This is a genomic window from Halomonas zincidurans B6 (genome assembly GCF_000731955.1).
Classification (GTDB): domain Bacteria; phylum Pseudomonadota; class Gammaproteobacteria; order Pseudomonadales; family Halomonadaceae; genus Modicisalibacter; species Modicisalibacter zincidurans.
Map to the genome: position 1 here is coordinate 3,340,545 of NZ_JNCK01000001.1, position 16,691 is coordinate 3,357,235.

Annotated in this window: 14 protein-coding genes and 1 pseudogene; 6 read left to right on the top strand and 9 right to left on the bottom strand. The window is 62.8% G+C overall.

From position 1 onward, the window contains the following. Positions 1 to 47: 47 nt before the first annotated feature. On the bottom strand, positions 48 to 977 hold the full coding sequence (locus HALZIN_RS0115675; RefSeq protein WP_031385130.1) for a LysR substrate-binding domain-containing protein: 930 nt from the start codon (positions 975 to 977) through the stop codon (positions 48 to 50). Between the two features lie 104 nt (positions 978 to 1,081). On the opposite strand from HALZIN_RS0115675, the gene HALZIN_RS0115680 reads away from it, so the two are divergent. Further along, a complete protein-coding gene (locus HALZIN_RS0115680; protein ID WP_051907565.1) occupies positions 1,082 to 2,008 on the top strand; it encodes a DMT family transporter in 927 nt (308 codons plus the stop codon). 37 nt (positions 2,009 to 2,045) lie between these two features. Here the strand turns inward: HALZIN_RS0115680 and HALZIN_RS0115685 are convergent, their stop codons facing one another. From HALZIN_RS0115685 to HALZIN_RS18720, 5 genes are all read right to left on the bottom strand, one after another. Further along, positions 2,046 to 2,963, bottom strand: a complete 918-nt coding sequence (locus HALZIN_RS0115685) for a metal ABC transporter solute-binding protein, Zn/Mn family (RefSeq protein ID WP_031385132.1) — start codon at positions 2,961 to 2,963, stop codon at positions 2,046 to 2,048. Positions 2,964 to 3,003: 40 nt separating this feature from the next. Then, complete coding sequence (locus HALZIN_RS0115690; RefSeq protein ID WP_051907566.1) at positions 3,004 to 3,957, bottom strand: metal ABC transporter permease; 954 nt, start codon at positions 3,955 to 3,957, stop codon at positions 3,004 to 3,006. Next, positions 3,954 to 4,709, bottom strand: coding sequence for a metal ABC transporter ATP-binding protein (locus HALZIN_RS0115695; RefSeq protein ID WP_031385134.1), 756 nt, complete (start codon positions 4,707 to 4,709; stop codon positions 3,954 to 3,956). Before HALZIN_RS0115695 ends, HALZIN_RS0115690 begins: the two co-directional genes overlap by 4 nt. Further along, positions 4,709 to 4,855, bottom strand: coding sequence for a hypothetical protein (locus HALZIN_RS18230; protein ID WP_201448206.1), 147 nt, complete (start codon positions 4,853 to 4,855; stop codon positions 4,709 to 4,711). Before HALZIN_RS18230 ends, HALZIN_RS0115695 begins: the two co-directional genes overlap by 1 nt. Before the next feature lie 224 nt (positions 4,856 to 5,079). Next, positions 5,080 to 5,241, bottom strand: a complete 162-nt coding sequence (locus HALZIN_RS18720) for an MgtC/SapB family protein (protein WP_422723640.1) — start codon at positions 5,239 to 5,241, stop codon at positions 5,080 to 5,082. A 235-nt stretch (positions 5,242 to 5,476) separates the two neighbouring features. Between HALZIN_RS18720 and HALZIN_RS0115710 the strand changes: the two genes are divergently transcribed. Continuing rightward, positions 5,477 to 6,799, top strand: a complete 1,323-nt coding sequence (locus HALZIN_RS0115710) for a hypothetical protein (protein ID WP_236255024.1) — start codon at positions 5,477 to 5,479, stop codon at positions 6,797 to 6,799. 301 nt (positions 6,800 to 7,100) lie between these two features. On the opposite strand, the gene HALZIN_RS0115715 is transcribed toward HALZIN_RS0115710, so the two are convergent. After that, complete coding sequence (locus tag HALZIN_RS0115715; protein WP_031385136.1) at positions 7,101 to 7,784, bottom strand: hypothetical protein; 684 nt, start codon at positions 7,782 to 7,784, stop codon at positions 7,101 to 7,103. A gap of 311 nt (positions 7,785 to 8,095) precedes the next feature. Here HALZIN_RS0115715 and betT point away from each other — a divergent pair, with 311 nt between their 5' ends. From betT to betC, 3 genes are all read left to right on the top strand, one after another. Continuing rightward, positions 8,096 to 10,159: a choline BCCT transporter BetT gene (gene betT, locus HALZIN_RS0115720; protein ID WP_031385137.1), complete on the top strand. Its 2,064-nt coding sequence runs from the start codon at positions 8,096 to 8,098 to the stop codon at positions 10,157 to 10,159. Positions 10,160 to 10,393: 234 nt separating this feature from the next. Further along, positions 10,394 to 10,813 (top strand): CRISPR-associated endonuclease Cas3'', encoded by a 420-nt coding sequence (locus HALZIN_RS17700; RefSeq protein WP_231664325.1) that lies wholly within the window; start codon positions 10,394 to 10,396, stop codon positions 10,811 to 10,813. Positions 10,814 to 11,222: 409 nt separating this feature from the next. Further along, positions 11,223 to 12,737 (top strand): choline-sulfatase, encoded by a 1,515-nt coding sequence (betC, locus tag HALZIN_RS0115730; RefSeq protein WP_031385138.1) that lies wholly within the window; start codon positions 11,223 to 11,225, stop codon positions 12,735 to 12,737. 281 nt (positions 12,738 to 13,018) lie between these two features. Here betC and HALZIN_RS17705 read toward each other — a convergent pair. Further along, positions 13,019 to 13,454 (bottom strand): annotated as a pseudogene (locus tag HALZIN_RS17705) (BCCT family transporter); the annotation flags it as partial. 420 nt (positions 13,455 to 13,874) lie between these two features. Beyond that, on the bottom strand, positions 13,875 to 15,161 hold the full coding sequence (locus tag HALZIN_RS0115745) for an aromatic ring-hydroxylating oxygenase subunit alpha (RefSeq protein ID WP_031385141.1): 1,287 nt from the start codon (positions 15,159 to 15,161) through the stop codon (positions 13,875 to 13,877). A gap of 356 nt (positions 15,162 to 15,517) precedes the next feature. Here HALZIN_RS0115745 and HALZIN_RS0115750 point away from each other — a divergent pair, with 356 nt between their 5' ends. Next, positions 15,518 to 16,624 (top strand): FAD-binding oxidoreductase, encoded by a 1,107-nt coding sequence (locus HALZIN_RS0115750; protein ID WP_031385142.1) that lies wholly within the window; start codon positions 15,518 to 15,520, stop codon positions 16,622 to 16,624. The last annotated feature ends 67 nt before the right edge of the window (positions 16,625 to 16,691 follow it).

Sequence of the window (16,691 nt, forward strand, 5' to 3'; positions counted from 1 at the left end):
AAGGCTATGGATTAGCGCGTGTGGCGATCGTCTATTGCGACCGGGTTTCAGTATTCCCGCTGCAGGCTCTCCGGCGTGGTGAGGATGTCCGTCAGCCATTTTAGCACCTTGTCCACGGCCGGGCGGTCGCTGGCATGACGCGCGCGATACACCGACATGCCCGTTGGCATGTCGACACTCTCGATCACCGGGCGCACCAGCTCGCCACGGCGGACGAGCTGGCCGATCCCGCCGTAGCCGAGACAGATGCCCTGGCCGCTCATTGCCGCCTGCAGCATGACCGGGTAGCTATTGAACACCGTGCCGCTGTGTGACGGCGGGGGCGGTCGTGGACAGCCGACCCGTTCGAACCAGGTCCGCCAGTCCATCCATTGGTCGCCGCTGGCTTCCCGATAGTGCAACAGCGGGCGCGCCAGAAGCGACTCGAGCGTCCAGGCGTGCGGCTCGGCCAATGCTGGGCTGCAAACCGGAAAGACCTCATCGCGCACCGACAGCGTCGGGGCCAGCAGTCCGCTGGGGCGATCGGTGCACTGCATCGCCAGGTCGAAGGACTCCAGGGCCTGGACCAGTGGCTGGCTCGAGGCGTTGATGCGCACCGAAATCTCGGAATAACGGCGATTGAAGTCGCCCAGGCGGGGAATCAGCCAATACATCGCGACATAGAGCTCGGCGAACAGCACCACTTCGTGCGCGGGCTGGCGATGGCGCAGACGCTCGGCGCCACCGGCGATCTCGTCGAGGCCGCCGCGCACGGCCTCGGCGAACGCGCGCCCCGCCTCGGTCAACACGACCTGCCGATGGCGGCGTTCGAACAGCGTCGTCCCGAGCGCCTCTTCCATCGCGCGGATGCGACGGCTGATGGCCGCCTGGGTGAGGTTCAGCTCCTGGGCGGCGCGCAAGAAACTCTGGTGGCGGGCAGCCGCCTCGAAAGGCAGCAGGCTGGAAAGGGGCGGTAGCGCCTGGCGCAGTCGGCTCATGGCTGGCTTGATCTCCAGTAAAGCGAAGCGACTCGAAAGTCGTGTGAGGCAAGACCTCTATCCAGTCACACTTTACGCCAGCTATCGCAACCAGGGGAGGTCCGATGAGCTACCCGGCCACCGTTAGAGCCGTTGAGGCCCGCGCCGTCGCCGCCATCGTGATCGCTTCGCTGACGATCGCGTTGCATGACGCCTTGGTCAAGCGAATCAACGACGAACTCGGCATCTGGCAGCTGTATCTGCTGCGGGCGCTGTTCGCACTGCCGCTATTGACCGCACTGATGCGCATGCGCGGCGTTTCGCTGCGCCCCCGCCGCGCCGGCTGGGTGGCATTGCGTAGCCTGCTGATGGTGACGATGTGGGGGTTTTTCTATGCCGCCCTGGCACAGCTGAGCCTGCCGGTAGTGGCCGCCACCGCTTATACCTTCCCGCTGTTGCTGGCGCTGATGGCGGCGTGGCTGCCCGAGGAGCATCTCGACGCTCGACGGCTGCTCGCGGTGATCGTCGGCTTTATCGGCGTGCTGCTGATGCTGCGGCCGGGGCCGGAGGGCTTGTCGCCGTGGAGCCTGCTGCCGCTGGGGAGCGCGCTGTGCTATGCCCTGGCGGCACTGGTGACGCGCTATCGCTGCGTGGACGAACCGCCGCTGGTGATGTCGCTGGGGCTGAATCTGGGCTTCGTCGTGGCCGGGGTCCTGGGGCTGGCGGTAGTGGCCGGGATCGATGCGCAAAGCGTAACCGCCCAGCCTTTCATTCTCAGCGGCTGGCAGCCGGTAGGGGCCGGGCTGTGGAGCTTGATGGCGCTGCTGGGCGTGCTAATCGTCACCGCCAGTTCGCTGACGGCGCAGGCATTCCAGCAGGGCCGGCCGACCCTGATCGCCACCTGCGATTACAGCTATCTGCCGTTCGCGGCGCTGTGCAGCGGGGTGCTGGTGGGCGAGTGGCCCGGCCCGGCGACGCTCGCCGGCATGGCGCTGATCATCGGAGCCGGGATCTTGGCGATACATGCCCGGAAAGGGGAACGGCCCGAGTGAAGACCCGGGCGCCCCGCGCGACGCGTGCGGCGATCGTCTATTGCGATGCGGCGTCGCCGCTCAGGCCGTCGTGTATGGTCTGCGCGTTGTGGCGCATCATGCCGACGTAGCTGCCGGCCTCGCCGTCGCTGGCCAGCGCCCCGGAGTAGAGCGTTCCGGCGACCGGCAGGTCGGCTTCCTCGGCGAGCTGGCGGATCAGTGCGGGGCTGGTAATGTTCTCGTAGAACAGCGCCGGTACCTGATTGTCCTCGATGAAGTCGACCAGACGCGCCAGCTCGGCGGCGGCCGGTTCGGCGGCGGTGTTGAGCCCCACCGGCGACAGGAAGCGCACGTCGTAGGCCGCGCCGAAGTACGCGAAGGTGTCATGGCCGCTGACCACGGTACGCTGCTCGGCGGGGATGGCGCTCATCAGCTCGCGAATCTCTGAGTCCAGGGCGTCGAGCGCTTCCAGGTAGCGCTGGGCGGCGGTGCGGTAATCCTCGGCGTGCTGCGGGTCGACCTCGGTCAGGCCATCGCGGATATTGACGACATACTGCTCGGCGCGCGCCACGTCCAGCCAGGCGTGGGGGTCGAGCTCGCCCTGGCCGTGATCACGGTCGGCGCCGCTGAAGGCCAGCGGCTCGATGCCGTCGGTGGCGGTCACCGTGACGCCCTGGTAGTTGCCGGCGTCGAGCAAGCGGTTCATCCAGCCCTCGAACTGCAGGCCGTTGAAGACCACCAGGTCGGCCTCGGCGAGTTTGCGGGCGTCGGCCGGGCTGGGGCTGTAGACGTGACTGTCGCTGTCGGGGCCGACCAGCGAGGTGACCGTGACGTGCTCGCCGCCGACCTGCTCGACCATGTCGGCGAGCACGCTGAAACTGGTGACCACGTTCAGCGACTCGCGGGCCTGGGCACTGCCGGCGGCGCCCAGCGCGAGGGCGCCGCAAATCAGGCCGGAAAGGAGTCGGTGATGCATGACGGTTGTTCCTCGTGATTGCAGGGCAAAACGGTATCGATCAGCGCGTCGAGGCGCTCTCTCGACCAGCACTCTCTCGACCAGCACTCTCTCGATCAGCGCTCTCGCCGTCGGCGCTTTCCAGCGGCGTCGCGGTGCGTCGCCAGCGCGCCAACAGGCTGTGATAGCGGCCGCCCAGCGCGGAAAGGAGGTACACGGCGCCGGCCAGCAGGATGATGCTCGGCCCCGAGGGCAGGCTGAAGTGATACGACAGCAGCAGCCCGCCGGTACTGGCGAACAGCGCGATCAGCACGGCCAGGCCGATCAGCCCCTCGAGGCGCTTCGACCAGAAGCGCGCGGCGGTCGCCGGCAGCATCATCAGGCCCACCGCCATCAGCGTGCCCAGGGTCTGGAAGCCGGCGGTCAGATTGAGCACCACCAGGCCCAGGAACACGCCCTGGATCAGCCCGCTGCGCACGCCCTGGCCGCGCAGGAACAGCGGGTCGAGGCACTCGACGACCAGCGCGCGGAAGCTCAGCGCGAGAACCACCACGGTGACGCTGCACACCGCGGCGATCAGCCACAGCGCGGTAGTGTCGACGGCCAGGATCGAGCCGAACAGCACGTGGGTCAGGTCGACGCTGCTGCCGCCCAGCGAGACGAGCATCACCCCGGCGGCCAGCGAGATCAGATAGAAGCTGGCCATCGCCGCGTCCTCGCGGTGACCGGTGAGCTGCGAGACGCCGCCCGCCAGCCCGGCGACCACCAGCCCCGAGAGGATGCCGCCGAGGCTCATCGCCGGCAGCGAGAAGCCGCCGAGCAGAAAGCCCAGCGCCACGCCGGGCAGGATGGCGTGGGCCATGGCGTCGCCGATCAGGCTCATGCCGCGCAGCATCAAAAACACCCCCAGCGGCGGCGCGGCCAGCGACAGCGCCAGCCCGGCGATCAGCGCGCGGCGCATGAAGCCGTAATCGTTGAGCGGGGCGAGCAGCAAGCTATTGAGCGTGTCGATCATCGGGCGGCCCCCGGCGTTTTCAATCCCGATACGTTCAATGGCAGACGCGACGCGCGGGCACTGTCGGCATCGACGCCCGCGTCGATGCCGTAGTCGGCGAGCAGTTCGCGGGGCTCGCGCCAATGACCGTGGCCGCCGGCCAGTTGCAGCACGCAGCCGGCCAGCGCGGCGAGTTGGTCAAGATCGTGAAGCACGACGATGATGGTGGTGCCCTGGGCGGCCATCTCGCGCAGCACCTCGGCGATCACCCCGACGGTCTCGCTGTCGACGTTGGCGAACGGCTCGTCGAGCAGCAGCAGTTCGGCCTCCTGCATCAGCGTGCGGCCCAGCAACGCGCGCTGACGCTGGCCGCCGGAGAGCTCGCCGAGCGGACGGTGGGCGAGTCGCGAGATGCCCAGACGCTGCATGACCGTGCGGGCCTGGCGGTAGTGCGCCGGGTTGTAGCCCTTGAAGGCGCCGCGCACCGGCCAGCAACCGGTCATCACCAGCTCCTCGACGCTCATCGGAAAGCTCAGGTCCAGCGCCAGCTGCTGGGGCAGCCAGGCGCGCCGTTCACGCGGTACCTGACAGTCGATGCGCCCGGCCACCGGTGGCAGCACGCCCATGATCGCCTGGATCAGGGTGCTCTTGCCGGCGCCGTTGGCGCCGATCAACGCGGTGATGGCGGCGTCGGGGAAGGCGCCGTCGAGGTGTTCGATCACGCTGCGCCCGCCCTGGGCGAGTTGCAGGTCGTCGAGTCGCAAACGCGCCATCAGCCGAGCGCTCCGTTGGCCCAGGCCACCGCCAGCCACAACAGCGCCAGCGGGGCGAGCGCCATCGTGAGCCGGCGGCGCGCCGAGAGCGACATCAGCGAGAAATGACAGGGCCCATCGGGCTGGTGACGGTGTCGGTGTGCCATGCGAATACGTTCTTGGGTTGAATCAGTGGAAAAATCTGGAAAGGTTATAACATAACAAAACGCGCGCTGGCCAGCCGCAATCGCACAGCGGCTGGGCGGGCTCAGTAGCGGATGTTCACCCCGACCCGGTTGGGCGTGAGCACCCAGGCGTATTGATAGTCGAGGCGATTGTCGCCCAGCGACAGCGTGGCGGGCTGGAAGCGGTTGAGCGCGGCGCCGGCCTCTCAGTACTTACGGCTTAACCTGTCTTCAATCAGGCCGATTACGTACAGTATCAGCACGACGATCACCGCCAGTGCAACGGCCAGGACATGCATGCCAAGGCCCGCCACGATGCCGAGTCCGGCCGTAAACAAGACTGACGCCGCTGTCGTCGAGGGCTTCACGCAGCAACGCGTCGCTGTCGCTGATGGTGCGCTGGCCGCACAGCTCGACACCGACAGCGGCGTTGCGAAACGGAATCCAAGGGAATACGCTTTCACCTATAGCGGATGGTCTTCTGAAATAGCGGATGGTCTTCTGAAGTCAGGTTCTTGGTGGAACGTACTGACTTTCCAAGAGAATGCCATCCGCTATCTGCGTTTTCAGGTCGGTCTTATGGATAAGGCGGATAATGTCACTATGTCGAAAGCAAATGCGTCATCATCCGGTATACAAACAGGACAAGTTCTGCCGATAGCCATCGCTGTAGCGCTGTTGCTGCCGGCGCTGGCGCTGCTGTTGCTCGGCTTTGAGCCGGCTCCTCTTTTACGCGTCCTGGTCTTCGGTGCCGCCTTCATAGGGGCTGCACTGCTGCTTACCTGGGGAGCCGAACTGGCTCAGCTGGACCTCCCGCAGGGGCTGGCGGTCGCAATTCTGGCTTTTATTGCGATTCTTCCTGAATACGCGGTTGACCTGCTGTTTGCCTGGCAGGCCGCCGCCGACCCCTCTAAGGCGTCGCTGGCGCTGGCGAACATGACCGGGGCCAACCGACTGTTGATCGGTATCGGTTGGTCGCTCATCGTCATTGTCGGGGCGATTGGCGCCCGCCGTGCCTTCAAGAAGAATTCAAAATCTGACAAGTCATCGCGCAAGAGCTCTGACTCGACCGGCAGCTCCTGCTATAGCATGCAGCTGAGCCGGCTGGCTGCCGTCGATGTCGTGCTGCTGGGTTTTATATCGCTGTATATGCTGCAAATGCTGGTTCGTTCATCGCTGACCTTAGTGGACACCATTGTGCTGTTCGGAGCATTCGGTTTCTACGTATGGCGCCTATGGCGCGCGCCCAAGGAAGAGCCGGAATTTATCGGACCGCCGGCACTCATCAGTACATGGCGGCCGGCCTTGCGGCGGACTGCGACGATAGGGCTTATGGCAGTTGCGGCCGCAGTAATCCTGTTGTCGGCAGAGCCGTTTTCCAGCTCGCTGGTCATGGCTGGCAACCAGCTCGGCATACAGGAGTTCCTGATGGTGCAGTGGATAGCACCGTTAGCTACCGAGAGCGCGGAGCTTATCCCGGCAGCCATTTTTGCATGGCGTCAAAGTGCCGACGAAGGGCTGGGAACCCTGCTTTCATCTAAAATCAATCAGTGGACACTGCTGGTAGGAGCTATCCCGGTTACATACTCGCTGTCGGGCGGAACACTGAGCGGTCTCCCTATCGACACCATGCAGCAGCAGGAAATATTCCTGACCGCCGCACAATCCATCTTTGCGGTGCTTCTGCTTATCAACCTGCGGCTCAATACGCGTGAAGCCGGTCTGATCCTGACGCTGTTCCTGGCCGACTTCGCTGCCAGCGTCACCCTGTCCCCGGACGAGCAAATCTGGGCGCGCCTGGGCTTTTCAAGCCTGTACCTGATACTGGCAATCGGGATCGCGATTAAACGCCGTCGCCTGTTCGCTCCGGCCATACGGGACAGTGTAATGATCGATCCGAAGCAACTGGCCCGTGAGAGTTCATAACAAACAACACATTATCTTAACGCAGCATACGTCAGCCATTCAAAGAGAGCCAAACGCCGGGAAACCAGGGGTCTGTCCCCTGTTGTCTCGGATAGTGTGTTCAATATATGGAGAAGTTGGCTACAGGGTACAGCGACATCAGCGAAAAATGACAGGCCCATCGGGCCGGTGACGGTGTCGGTGTGCCATACGGGTACGTTCTTGATTGAACCGGTGGAAGAAGCCGAAAAGGTTATAACATAACAAAAACGCGCGCTGACCAGCCGCAAGGACCGCTGGTATGCAGTGCGGCTGGGCGGGCTCAGTAGCGGATGTTCACCCCGACCCGGTTGGGTGTGAGCACCCAGGCGTATTGATAATCGAGGCGATTGTCGCCCAGTGACAGCGTGGCGGGCTGGAAGCGGTTGAGCGCGGCGCCGGCCTGGGTCGGCTGGGTCCAGATCTGCATCTCGCCGACCAGCATGCCGGTGGCGAAGTTGACCAGACCATCGCGCGGACGATCGTCGCCGACGCCGATCGCCAGCCCGCCGAGGGTGTTGACCACCAGCGAGTCGAGCCGCGCCCGCCAGGCGTGCCGGGTACGCTCCTCGGCGGCGGTGGCACGCATCAGTTCGCGGGCCTCAACGAGCGCCTGGCCATCGCCCCGCTCGGCCAGCGTCTCGAAGCGCCGATGCGCCGCCGGATGCGGCTGCGGGTTGGCGATCACTCCGCCCAGCGCCAGCGCCGATTTCACCGCGCCGACCCGGCCGTCGAAGCGGTCTTCATCGTCGTCGGCTTCGCTGGCCTGGTAGATATTATTGGCCAGGCTGGCGGCGTAGATGCCGCCCCAGCCGTAACGCCACAGCGTCGCCTGGCGCTCGCCGCGGGCCAGAGCGTCGTCGTAGGTCTCCCACTCGGTGGCGGTCGGCTGCGCCGTCGCGGTGGCGCTCAGCAGATAACTAAAAAGCAGGGCGCTACACAGCGAAGCGGTACGTGGGGCGGGCATCGGAGACTCCTTGTCGTCTAGGGGCATGCACGGCAATGTGCGGTGAAGTATAGAGGAAACGTCCTCGGAGACGCGCCCTGCCGGCGAATTGCGGCTCGGGCCTTGACTCAGTCATAAATAATTGTTTCCGTGCGACGCTCAAACGATAAGCAGTTTTTTTCCGTATTGCTTCTAAGCTAATAGCTGCGGAAGTGGCTTACATACCCCGACATCGATAGGGCAGCGGGCGCATGTCGGTGGTGTGCGTGCCGAGCTTCGTGTGTGCCGCTATCGTGAACGCAAACCTTGCCTGAACCAAATCAGGAACTCCTATGACGACACAATCCAATAACGAGGCGCCGCCGCGCGACCGCCTCAATGGGCCGGTGTTCTACAGCTCGGTGGTCGGCATCGTCGCCTTCTCGCTGTGGGCGATGATTGCCACCGATCAGGCCAACACAGTCATCAACGCCATCCTCGGCTGGATCGCCAATACCTTCGGTTGGTACTACTTCCTGACCGTGGTGATCTACCTGGTCTTCGTGATCTACCTGGGGTTGTCGCGCTACGGCAACATCCGCCTGGGGCCCGAGCACTCGCGACCCGACTTCAACATCTTCTCGTGGTCGGCGATGCTGTTCTCCGCGGGGATCGGCATCGGGGTGATCTTCTTCGCCCTGGCCGAGCCGCTGACCCAATTCTACAACGCGCCCAACGCGCCTGAGGACCAGGTCGCCGCGGCGCGTCACGCCATGGAGCTGACCTTCCTGCACTGGGGGCTTTCCGGTTGGGGCATCTACACCCTGGTGGGCATGGCGCTGGCCTTCTTCAGCTATCGCCACAACCTGCCACTGACCATTAGCAGCGCGCTCTACCCGATCTTCGGCGACAAGATCTACGGCATGATCGGCCATGTGGTCGACACCGCCGCGGTGCTGGGCACGGTATTCGGCATCGCCGCCAGCCTGGGCATCGGCGTGATTCAGCTCAACTTCGGGCTGGACTACATGTTCGGCATTCCCGAAAGCACCTGGACCCAGGTCGTGCTGGTGCTGGCCATCGTGCTGTTCGCGACGATCTCCGCGGTGACCGGGGTGGAGCGCGGCATTCGCCGGCTTTCCGAGTTCAACATCCTGCTCGCGGTACTACTGCTGCTGTTCGTGCTGTTCGCCGGCAAGACGATCTTCCTGCTCAACGCGCTGGTGATGAACGTCGGCGACTACCTGTCCAACTTCATCAGCCTGTCGTTCAACACTTATGCCTTCGACCGGCCGACCCAGTGGCTGAACGGCTGGACGCTGTTCTTCTGGGCCTGGTGGATCGCCTGGGGGCCGTTCGTCGGGCTGTTCCTGGCGCGCATCTCGCGTGGCCGCACCATTCGCACCTTCGTGCTCGGCACCATGACGCTGCCGATCATCTTCATGTTCCTGTGGATGTCGTTGCTGGGTAACAGCGCCATCGACATGGCGATCAACGGCGCTACCGAATTCGGCCAGCAGGTGATGGCTAACCCGCCGTCCGGCATCTACCTGTTCCTCGAACAATATCCCTGGCCGATCTTCACGACCATTGCGGTGAGCATCCTGGCGATCGTGTTCTTCATTACCTCGGGGGATTCCGGGGCGCTGGTGCTTTCGAACTTCACCTCGAAGCTCAAGAACGTCAACAGCGATGCGCCGATCTGGATGCGCATCCTGTGGTCGGCGGTGATCGGCATCCTGACGTTGTCGCTGCTGCTCGCCGGCGGCTTGAGCACGCTGCAGAGCGCGGTGGTGATCACCGGCCTGCCGTTCTCGATCGTGCTGTTCTTCATGATGGCCGGGCTGCTCAAGGCGCTGAAACTCGAAGCCTTCAAGGAAGACAGCCGGCGCCTGAGCCTGGCCGGTCAGCTCTCGGGGCGTACCGGTAGCGGTGGCGAGCGCGATTCGCGCAACTGGCAGCAGCGCTTGAAGCGCGCCATGAGCTTCCCCGACAAGAAGCAGGCGCGGCGCTTCATGGACGAGACCTGCAAGCCGGCCATGGAAGCCGTGCGCGATTCGCTGCAGGAGCAGGGGGCGTCAGCCGAGATCCGCGAAGGCGAACAGAACGGCGACGACTACCTGTCGCTCAATGTCGACTTCGAGGACGAGCAGAATTTCACCTACCAGATCTGGAGTCAGGGCTTCGCGACGCCGGGGTTCGCCATGCACGCCCCGCACGCCGATTCGCGCTATTACCGGCTGGAGGTCTACCTGCTCGAGGGGAGTCAGGGCTACGATCTGATGGGCTACACTCGCGAACAGGTGATCGGCGACATCCTCGACCAGTACGAACTGCACATGCAGTTCCTGCACCTGAACCGGCTGGATCCGGGGCATACCAACATGCCCGACAGCCCGGAACAGCCGCCCTCGTAGGGCGAATCGGTGGGCCGATATTCGGCCCACCTTGCTGTATAAGAAGCTGAACCCCCCGGTCGCGATGCGGCCGGGGGTTCTTGCGTGGCTATCGTTTAGTTGTAAGTGATTTCATACAAATGCAGTTTTACGATAAAAGCGCTGTAAAAGCTTGGTAAGGTTAAGTAGCTTTGGTTGTATGACTCATGAGATGGCTAATAAATAACAACGACGTCGCGCAGGGATAAAAGCCGTATGTTTTACGCTCACTCCACCATGGATAGCTCCAAGGCTGATTGGCAAACATTGGCGAGTCATCTGAGCGATGTCGGCAAAATGGCCGCACAGCGCGCGGAGCGGTTTGGTGCAGGACCTTGGGGGGAAGCCGCAGGTCTACTTCATGATCTCGGTAAGTACTCAGTTCCTTTCCAGCGGCGTCTGGAAGGCTCGCCTGAGCGAGTAGACCACTCCACAGCTGGTGCGCATATCGCGATAGAGAAATACCCGAAAGTTGGCTACTTGTTGGCCTACCTGGTTGCTGGCCATCATGCCGGGCTGGCTAATGGTCGCGATACTGGGGAGCGCACGCCATTGGAGATGCGCCTAGGAGTCCGTCGGGCTTGGCCGATCGTCACGAGAAGCACGGGTTTCGAGTCGAATTTATCGATCGATTGAGGCCAATAGCGCGCTATTTAACGAAATGGATCGATGGAATTGGCCGAAAGACCGGGATTCGCAGTAGGTCAGTGTCAAGTCCGACGGGCTCCTAGAGGCGGATTTACCCCCGCTTGAGCAAGGGTGGGAAAAGGAGATCAACTTACCCGATAAGTTGCTACCGCCATCGCACTTCCAGATGTGTCGGGATCGAGGCTTCTTTCAATACGCTTTCTTGGCGCGAATAGTGTTTTCCTGTCTGGTCGCCAGACGCTTACGGCAAGCACGCTGGTTTTTTCTGCCTCGGCTATTGTCGGTGGCCTGAGACCCGGCTGAGCTGGGGCTTTGCCCCTGAATAAATCATTTGTGCCGATTTGCCCTCCGAGAGCAAGCTGAGGTTTCTTCAGTTAACAACAACCCGGAGATGGCAATGACAAAACCCAATATTCTGGTGCTGATGGCCGATCAGGTTAACGGGACACTGTTTGAGGATGGCCCGGCAGATTTTCTGCACATGCCGAACTTGAAGGCGCTGGCCGAGCGCTCGGTACGCTTTCGCAATGCCTATACCCCTAGCTATCTCTGTGCTCCCGGGCGTGCGGCCTTCATGTCGGGCCAGCTTCCCTCGCGCACCGGAGTCTATGACAACGCCGCCGAGTTCCCATCGAGCATTCCGACCTGGGCGCACCACCTGCGCCGCGCAGGCTATCAGACGTGTCTTTCAGGCAAGATGCATTACGTCGGCCCGGATCAGCTACACGGCTTCGAGTCGCGTCTGACTACTGATGTCTATCCGCCCGACTTTGGCTGGACGCCGGACTATCGCAAACCCGGCGTACGCATTGACTGGTGGTATCACAACCTGGGCTCGGTGACCGGGGCCGGTGTGGCCGAGATCTCCAATCAAATGGAGTATGACGACGAGGTGGCCTTCCACGCCGAACAGAAGCTCTATGATCTCGCGCGTGGCCAGGACGAACGTCCCTGGGCGTTATGCGTAAGTTTCACCCACCCGCACGACCCTTATGTAGCGCGACGCAAGTACTGGGATCTCTACAATGACTGCGAGCATCTCGAGCCCAAGATAGGCGAGATTCCCTACGACGAGCAGGATGCTCACTCGCAACGTATCTTCGATGCCAACGACTATACCCAGTTCGACATACAGCCCGAGAATATCCGCCGCGCGCGCCAAGGGTATTTTGCCAATCTCTCTTACATCGACGACAAGGTGGGTGGCATTCTCGACGTGCTCGAACGCACCCGAATGCTCGATAACACGATTATCATGTTCGTCTCCGATCATGGCGACATGCTCGGGGAGCGCGGCTTGTGGTTCAAGATGAGTCCCTTCGAAGGCTCCTCACGGGTACCGCTGATGATCAGCGCGCCGGGACTCGAATCGAAGCGCATCGATACCCCGGTTTCCGCGCTTGATGTCAATCCGACGCTGGCCGATCTGGTCGGCATCGACCTGAGTGCCATTGCCGATTGGACCGACGGGGAATCGCTGCTGCCACTGATCAAGGGCGAAGAGCGCGATACGCCGGTTTACCTGGAGTACGCCGCCGAGGGCAGCTACGCGCCGCTGGTCACCATTCGTCATCGGCAGTGGAAGTTCAACCATTGCGAGCTCGATCCGCCACAGTTGTTCAACCTTGAAGAAGATCCGCACGAGTTGAACAATCTGGCCGAGGATCCGGCGCATGCCGAACGGCTCGCCGACTTCCAGCAGCAATGCCGCGAGCGCTGGGACATGGCGCGCTTCGACGCCGAGGTGCGCGAGAGCCAGGCGCGTCGGCTGATCGTCTACGAAGCACTGCGCAACGGCCACTTCTATCCTTGGGATTACCAGCCGCTGCAGGTGGCCTCGGAACGCTACATGCGCAACCACATGGATCTCAACGTACTCGAGGAGGCCCAGCGTTTTCCACGCGGAGAGTGAGCGCCTTTCGGTCAGGTAACGCTTGGTCGCGCCTCGGCGATGCTTACAAGGCGGGCCGGTCGTTATTACCGGCACGGGATCCAGCCGGGTGCAGGTAAAAACCCACCGATTTCTTCGGTGGGTTCTTTCTGCGAGTCGTCTACGCGCTGAAGGGGAATGGCGATTCGGATGTCACACGGATTCAAGGCGCGCCAGAGCCTTCCATGACCAGCGATGCCATGACAGCGAAAGAGGAACCGCCCTTGAGGCGGTCCCGTTACGCGTGAGGCTATTCGGCTTTTTTACAGCGAAGTGGGCCTGAGCGCCTTGGCAAGTTGCCGCTGTTCCTTGTGGAGCCCCACGTACAGGCTGAAGCACATCACCAGGAGCACTACGGTAAAGGGCAGCCCCGTCGCCACGGCGCCCGCCTGGAGCGCGCCCAGGGCTGTGCTGCCACCGCCGTATAGCAGCACACCGGCGATCACGCCTTTGTTCGAGCATATAGAACATCGCCAGCGACACATCGCCGATGCCATTGGCCAGCTCACCGACACCGTTGGCCGCCTGATGCAGCGCAGTGCCGCCAAAGGTACTCATCCATACCAGCGTGACCAGCGTCGGCACCAACAGCACGGCGATCAGGAATTCGCGTACCGTACGCCCACGGGACACCCGGGCAATGAACATGCCGACGAACGGTGACCAGGAGATCCACCATGCCCAGTAGAAGATCGACCAGTCCTTGGCCAATCCCAACTGGGCGTTGGCGGCATCGGGGTAGACCAGGGCATAGACGATAAACAGCAGGATGATGACAGCAGAAAGCGGGAAGACGGGGTTGTGAAAGTCCAGCCCATGACCTGCTTGTTGTCCTGGCCGGTAGCCAGGACCGGCTCCTCTTGGTCCATAAGTCGTCCTCTTTTAGTTGTTGTGCAAGCCGCAAGCCGCACGCCGTTGCGGCAGGGACGGCCGCATTGCATTCTTGGCTGAGACGGTCCGCTGTGGTTGTTTGAAACCGACGCCGGCTTAACTACCGTCGCGCGTATGGCGCATCGCTTGTTGATCGCCGTTGCGTGTTTGAGACGTGGCCGCCCGACAGGCTGCCAGGAAAACACTGGCCCGCGCTTGAGCGGGCCAGACGATGAAACGCGGAGGGTGTCAGCCTTGCGCCAGGTGCAGGGAGGGCACCTCATGGCCGAGGTTGCTCAGCATCCGCTCGCTGTACCAGTCGATGAAGTCGATGACCCCGAATTCGTAGGTCTGCGAGTAGGGGCCGGGCTGATAGGCCAGCGAATTGATGCCGCGCTGATTCTCCTCGGCCAGGCGCCGGTCCTGGTCGTTGGTGGCGTCCCACACCCGGCGCAGCTGTTCGGGGTCGTAATCGACGCCTGCCACGGCATCCTTGTGCACCAGCCACTTGGTGGTGACCACGGTCTGCTGCGGACCCAGCGGCAGCACCCGGAACACCACGGCGTGATCGCCCATGAAATGGTTCCAGGAATTGGGCAGATGCAGGATGCGCAGCGAGCCCATGTCCGGATTCGTCAGGCGCCCCATCAGTTTCTTGCAGCCCGGCTGGCCATCCAGGGTCATCGACACGGTGCCGTCGAGCAGCGGCGTGCGGGTCAAGCGGTTGCGCTTGCCGAAGCGCTTGAGCTGCCAGGGCACGTGATCAAAGTCCCAGTCGGTCTGCTTGCGTGCGACCAGGGCCTTGTAGGCCGGGGTGGCGCGCGGATCGTCGGTGTCGTCGAACTCCTGCAGCGAGTTGAGCAGTTCCGGATGAGCCCCGTTGCAGTGATAGCACTCGCGGTTGTTCTCGACCACCAGCTTCCAGTTGGCCTGCTCGACGATGCTCGATTCCGCGGCGACCTTGACGTGCTCCATCTGGTAGGGCTCGAGATAGTGCTCCAGCGTGACCAGGAAATCGTCGATCGCCGGCGGTTCGTCGGCCAGGTTGATGAACATGAAGCCGCCGGCGGTCCTGACGTTGACCGGCTTCAAGCCGTAGCTGGCGAGATCGAAGTCGCCGCCCATGTCGCTGCCGGCGAACAGCAGCCGGCCATCGAGTTCGTAGGTCCACTGGTGATAGCCGCACACCAGCTTGGCCACCTTGCCCTTGTCCTTCACGCACAGCCGCGAGCCGCGGTGGCGGCAGACGTTATGGAAGGCATGCACCTTGCCCTCGGCGCCGCGCACCACGATCACCGGGTTGTCGCCGATGTCCAGGGTCATGAAGTTGCCCTTGGCGGGGATCTCGCAGGTCATGCCGGCAAACAGCCACTCCTTTTCGAAGATCTCCTGCATGTCGAGCGCGAACAGCCGCGCATCGTTGTAGAACGGCTGGGGCAACGAGAAGTTGCGTGCTCGGTTGCTGAGCATGTCGGCGGTCGCCTCACGCGCGGCGACCAGGGGATCCTCCAACTGGGAACGGGCAATCAGGTCCATATCAACGGTCCTCATCAATCGCCGCCTCCCCGCGAGGACGACGATACGGTCATTGGGGTTTGTTATCGGTGGGCATGTGCCGCGCACGACGCTCGGATGCCGGCTCTGGGATGTTGGCGAGTGTGGAGCATGCGTAATGAAAGGAGTTATCTGCCGGCGACATCAGCCGGTGTCACGGCGACGCGGGGGAGGATTCCGTGGCTCGCGGGTGGATGTGCGAGGCATGTCCGTGTCGCTGGCAGGCAAGTCGGTCGTGCGTCGCATGCGCAGAATGCGAGCATGAATAGGCGTTGGCGCATCAACGACGCTGAAGCGCCGACGGAGGCGTAGCCACGGCACTGCCAGGCAGAGACGACATGACAATGAACTTCTTCAACCCGGTCACTACCCAGACCTGGACCAACGGCCGTCACAACGTCCGCTGCGTCAAGGTGATTCAGGAAACCTGGGATGTGCGCACCTTTTGCTTCATGGCCGAACAGCCGGTGCTGTTCTTCTTCAAGCCGGGACAGTTCGTCACCCTGGAGCTGGAGATCGAGGGCGAGCAGATCATGCGCTCCTATACCATCTCCAGTTCGCCGTCGATTCCCTACAGCTTTTCGATTTCCGTCAAGCGCATGCCGGGCGGCAAGGTCTCCAGCTGGCTGCACGACAACATGAAGGTCGGCGACGAGCTGGCGGTGCACGGCCCGGTGGGCAACTTCAACGTGATGGACTTTCCCGCCGACAAGGTGCTGTTCCTGTCCGGCGGGGTGGGCATCACGCCGCTGATGTCGATGACGCGCTGGTTCTTCGACACCAATGCCAACGTCGACGTCGAGTTCATCCACAGTGCACGGGCACCGCGCGATGTCATCTACCACCGCGAGCTGGTACACATGTTCTCGCGGATCCCCGCGTTCAAGCTGCACGTGGTGTGCGAGAACAAGGACGACATCGGCGAGGCCTGGGCCGGCTATCGCGGCTACCTGACCCAGCCGATGCTGGAGCTGATGGCCCCGGACTACCTCGAACGCGAGATCTTCTGCTGCGGCCCCACGCCGTACATGAACGCAGTCAAGCGCATCCTGCGCGATAACGGCTTCGACATGAGCCACTATCACGAGGAGTCGTTCGGCGCCACGCCGGTCGAGGTCCAGGAGGAGGTGCTGGAGCTCGCCGAGCAGGCCGAGGCCGCCGCCGAGGAAGTCGATTACGCGGATCTGCTGTGTGTCGAATTTGCCAGCTCGGGAAAGAGCGTGCGTATCCAGCCTAGCGAAACGGTTCATGCGGCTGCATCGAAACTCGGCCTGCACATCCCCAAGGCATGCGGCATGGGAATCTGCGGTACCTGCCGCGTCGGGCTCAAGTCCGGAGAGGTGGAGATGGATCACAACGGCGGGATCACCGACGAGGATATCGAAGAGGGGTATATCCTGTCCTGCTGCAGCCGACCCAAGGGCAACCTGGTCGTCGACTTCTAGCCGAGCGACAGAGGAAAACCGTGGGAATCAAGAAAGCCAACCCCATGGGGGTTGGCTTGATCGCGTC

What these genes read in the sequence shown, in the direction of transcription:
- HALZIN_RS0115675 (WP_031385130.1), bottom strand. Translation starts at nt 977, where the DNA reads ATGAGCCGACTGCGCCAGGCGCTACCGCCCCTTTCCAGCCTGCTGCCT.
- HALZIN_RS0115680 (WP_051907565.1), top strand. Translation starts at nt 1,082, where the DNA reads ATGAGCTACCCGGCCACCGTTAGAGCCGTTGAGGCCCGCGCCGTCGCC.
- HALZIN_RS0115685 (WP_031385132.1), bottom strand. Translation starts at nt 2,963, where the DNA reads ATGCATCACCGACTCCTTTCCGGCCTGATTTGCGGCGCCCTCGCGCTG.
- HALZIN_RS0115690 (WP_051907566.1), bottom strand. Translation starts at nt 3,957, where the DNA reads ATGATCGACACGCTCAATAGCTTGCTGCTCGCCCCGCTCAACGATTAC.
- HALZIN_RS0115695 (WP_031385134.1), bottom strand. Translation starts at nt 4,709, where the DNA reads ATGGCGCGTTTGCGACTCGACGACCTGCAACTCGCCCAGGGCGGGCGC.
- HALZIN_RS18230 (WP_201448206.1), bottom strand. Translation starts at nt 4,855, where the DNA reads ATGGCACACCGACACCGTCACCAGCCCGATGGGCCCTGTCATTTCTCG.
- HALZIN_RS0115710 (WP_236255024.1), top strand. Translation starts at nt 5,477, where the DNA reads ATGTCGAAAGCAAATGCGTCATCATCCGGTATACAAACAGGACAAGTT.
- HALZIN_RS0115715 (WP_031385136.1), bottom strand. Translation starts at nt 7,784, where the DNA reads ATGCCCGCCCCACGTACCGCTTCGCTGTGTAGCGCCCTGCTTTTTAGT.
- betT (WP_031385137.1), top strand. Translation starts at nt 8,096, where the DNA reads ATGACGACACAATCCAATAACGAGGCGCCGCCGCGCGACCGCCTCAAT.
- HALZIN_RS17700 (WP_231664325.1), top strand. Translation starts at nt 10,394, where the DNA reads ATGTTTTACGCTCACTCCACCATGGATAGCTCCAAGGCTGATTGGCAA.
- betC (WP_031385138.1), top strand. Translation starts at nt 11,223, where the DNA reads ATGACAAAACCCAATATTCTGGTGCTGATGGCCGATCAGGTTAACGGG.
- HALZIN_RS0115745 (WP_031385141.1), bottom strand. Translation starts at nt 15,161, where the DNA reads ATGGACCTGATTGCCCGTTCCCAGTTGGAGGATCCCCTGGTCGCCGCG.
- HALZIN_RS0115750 (WP_031385142.1), top strand. Translation starts at nt 15,518, where the DNA reads ATGACAATGAACTTCTTCAACCCGGTCACTACCCAGACCTGGACCAAC.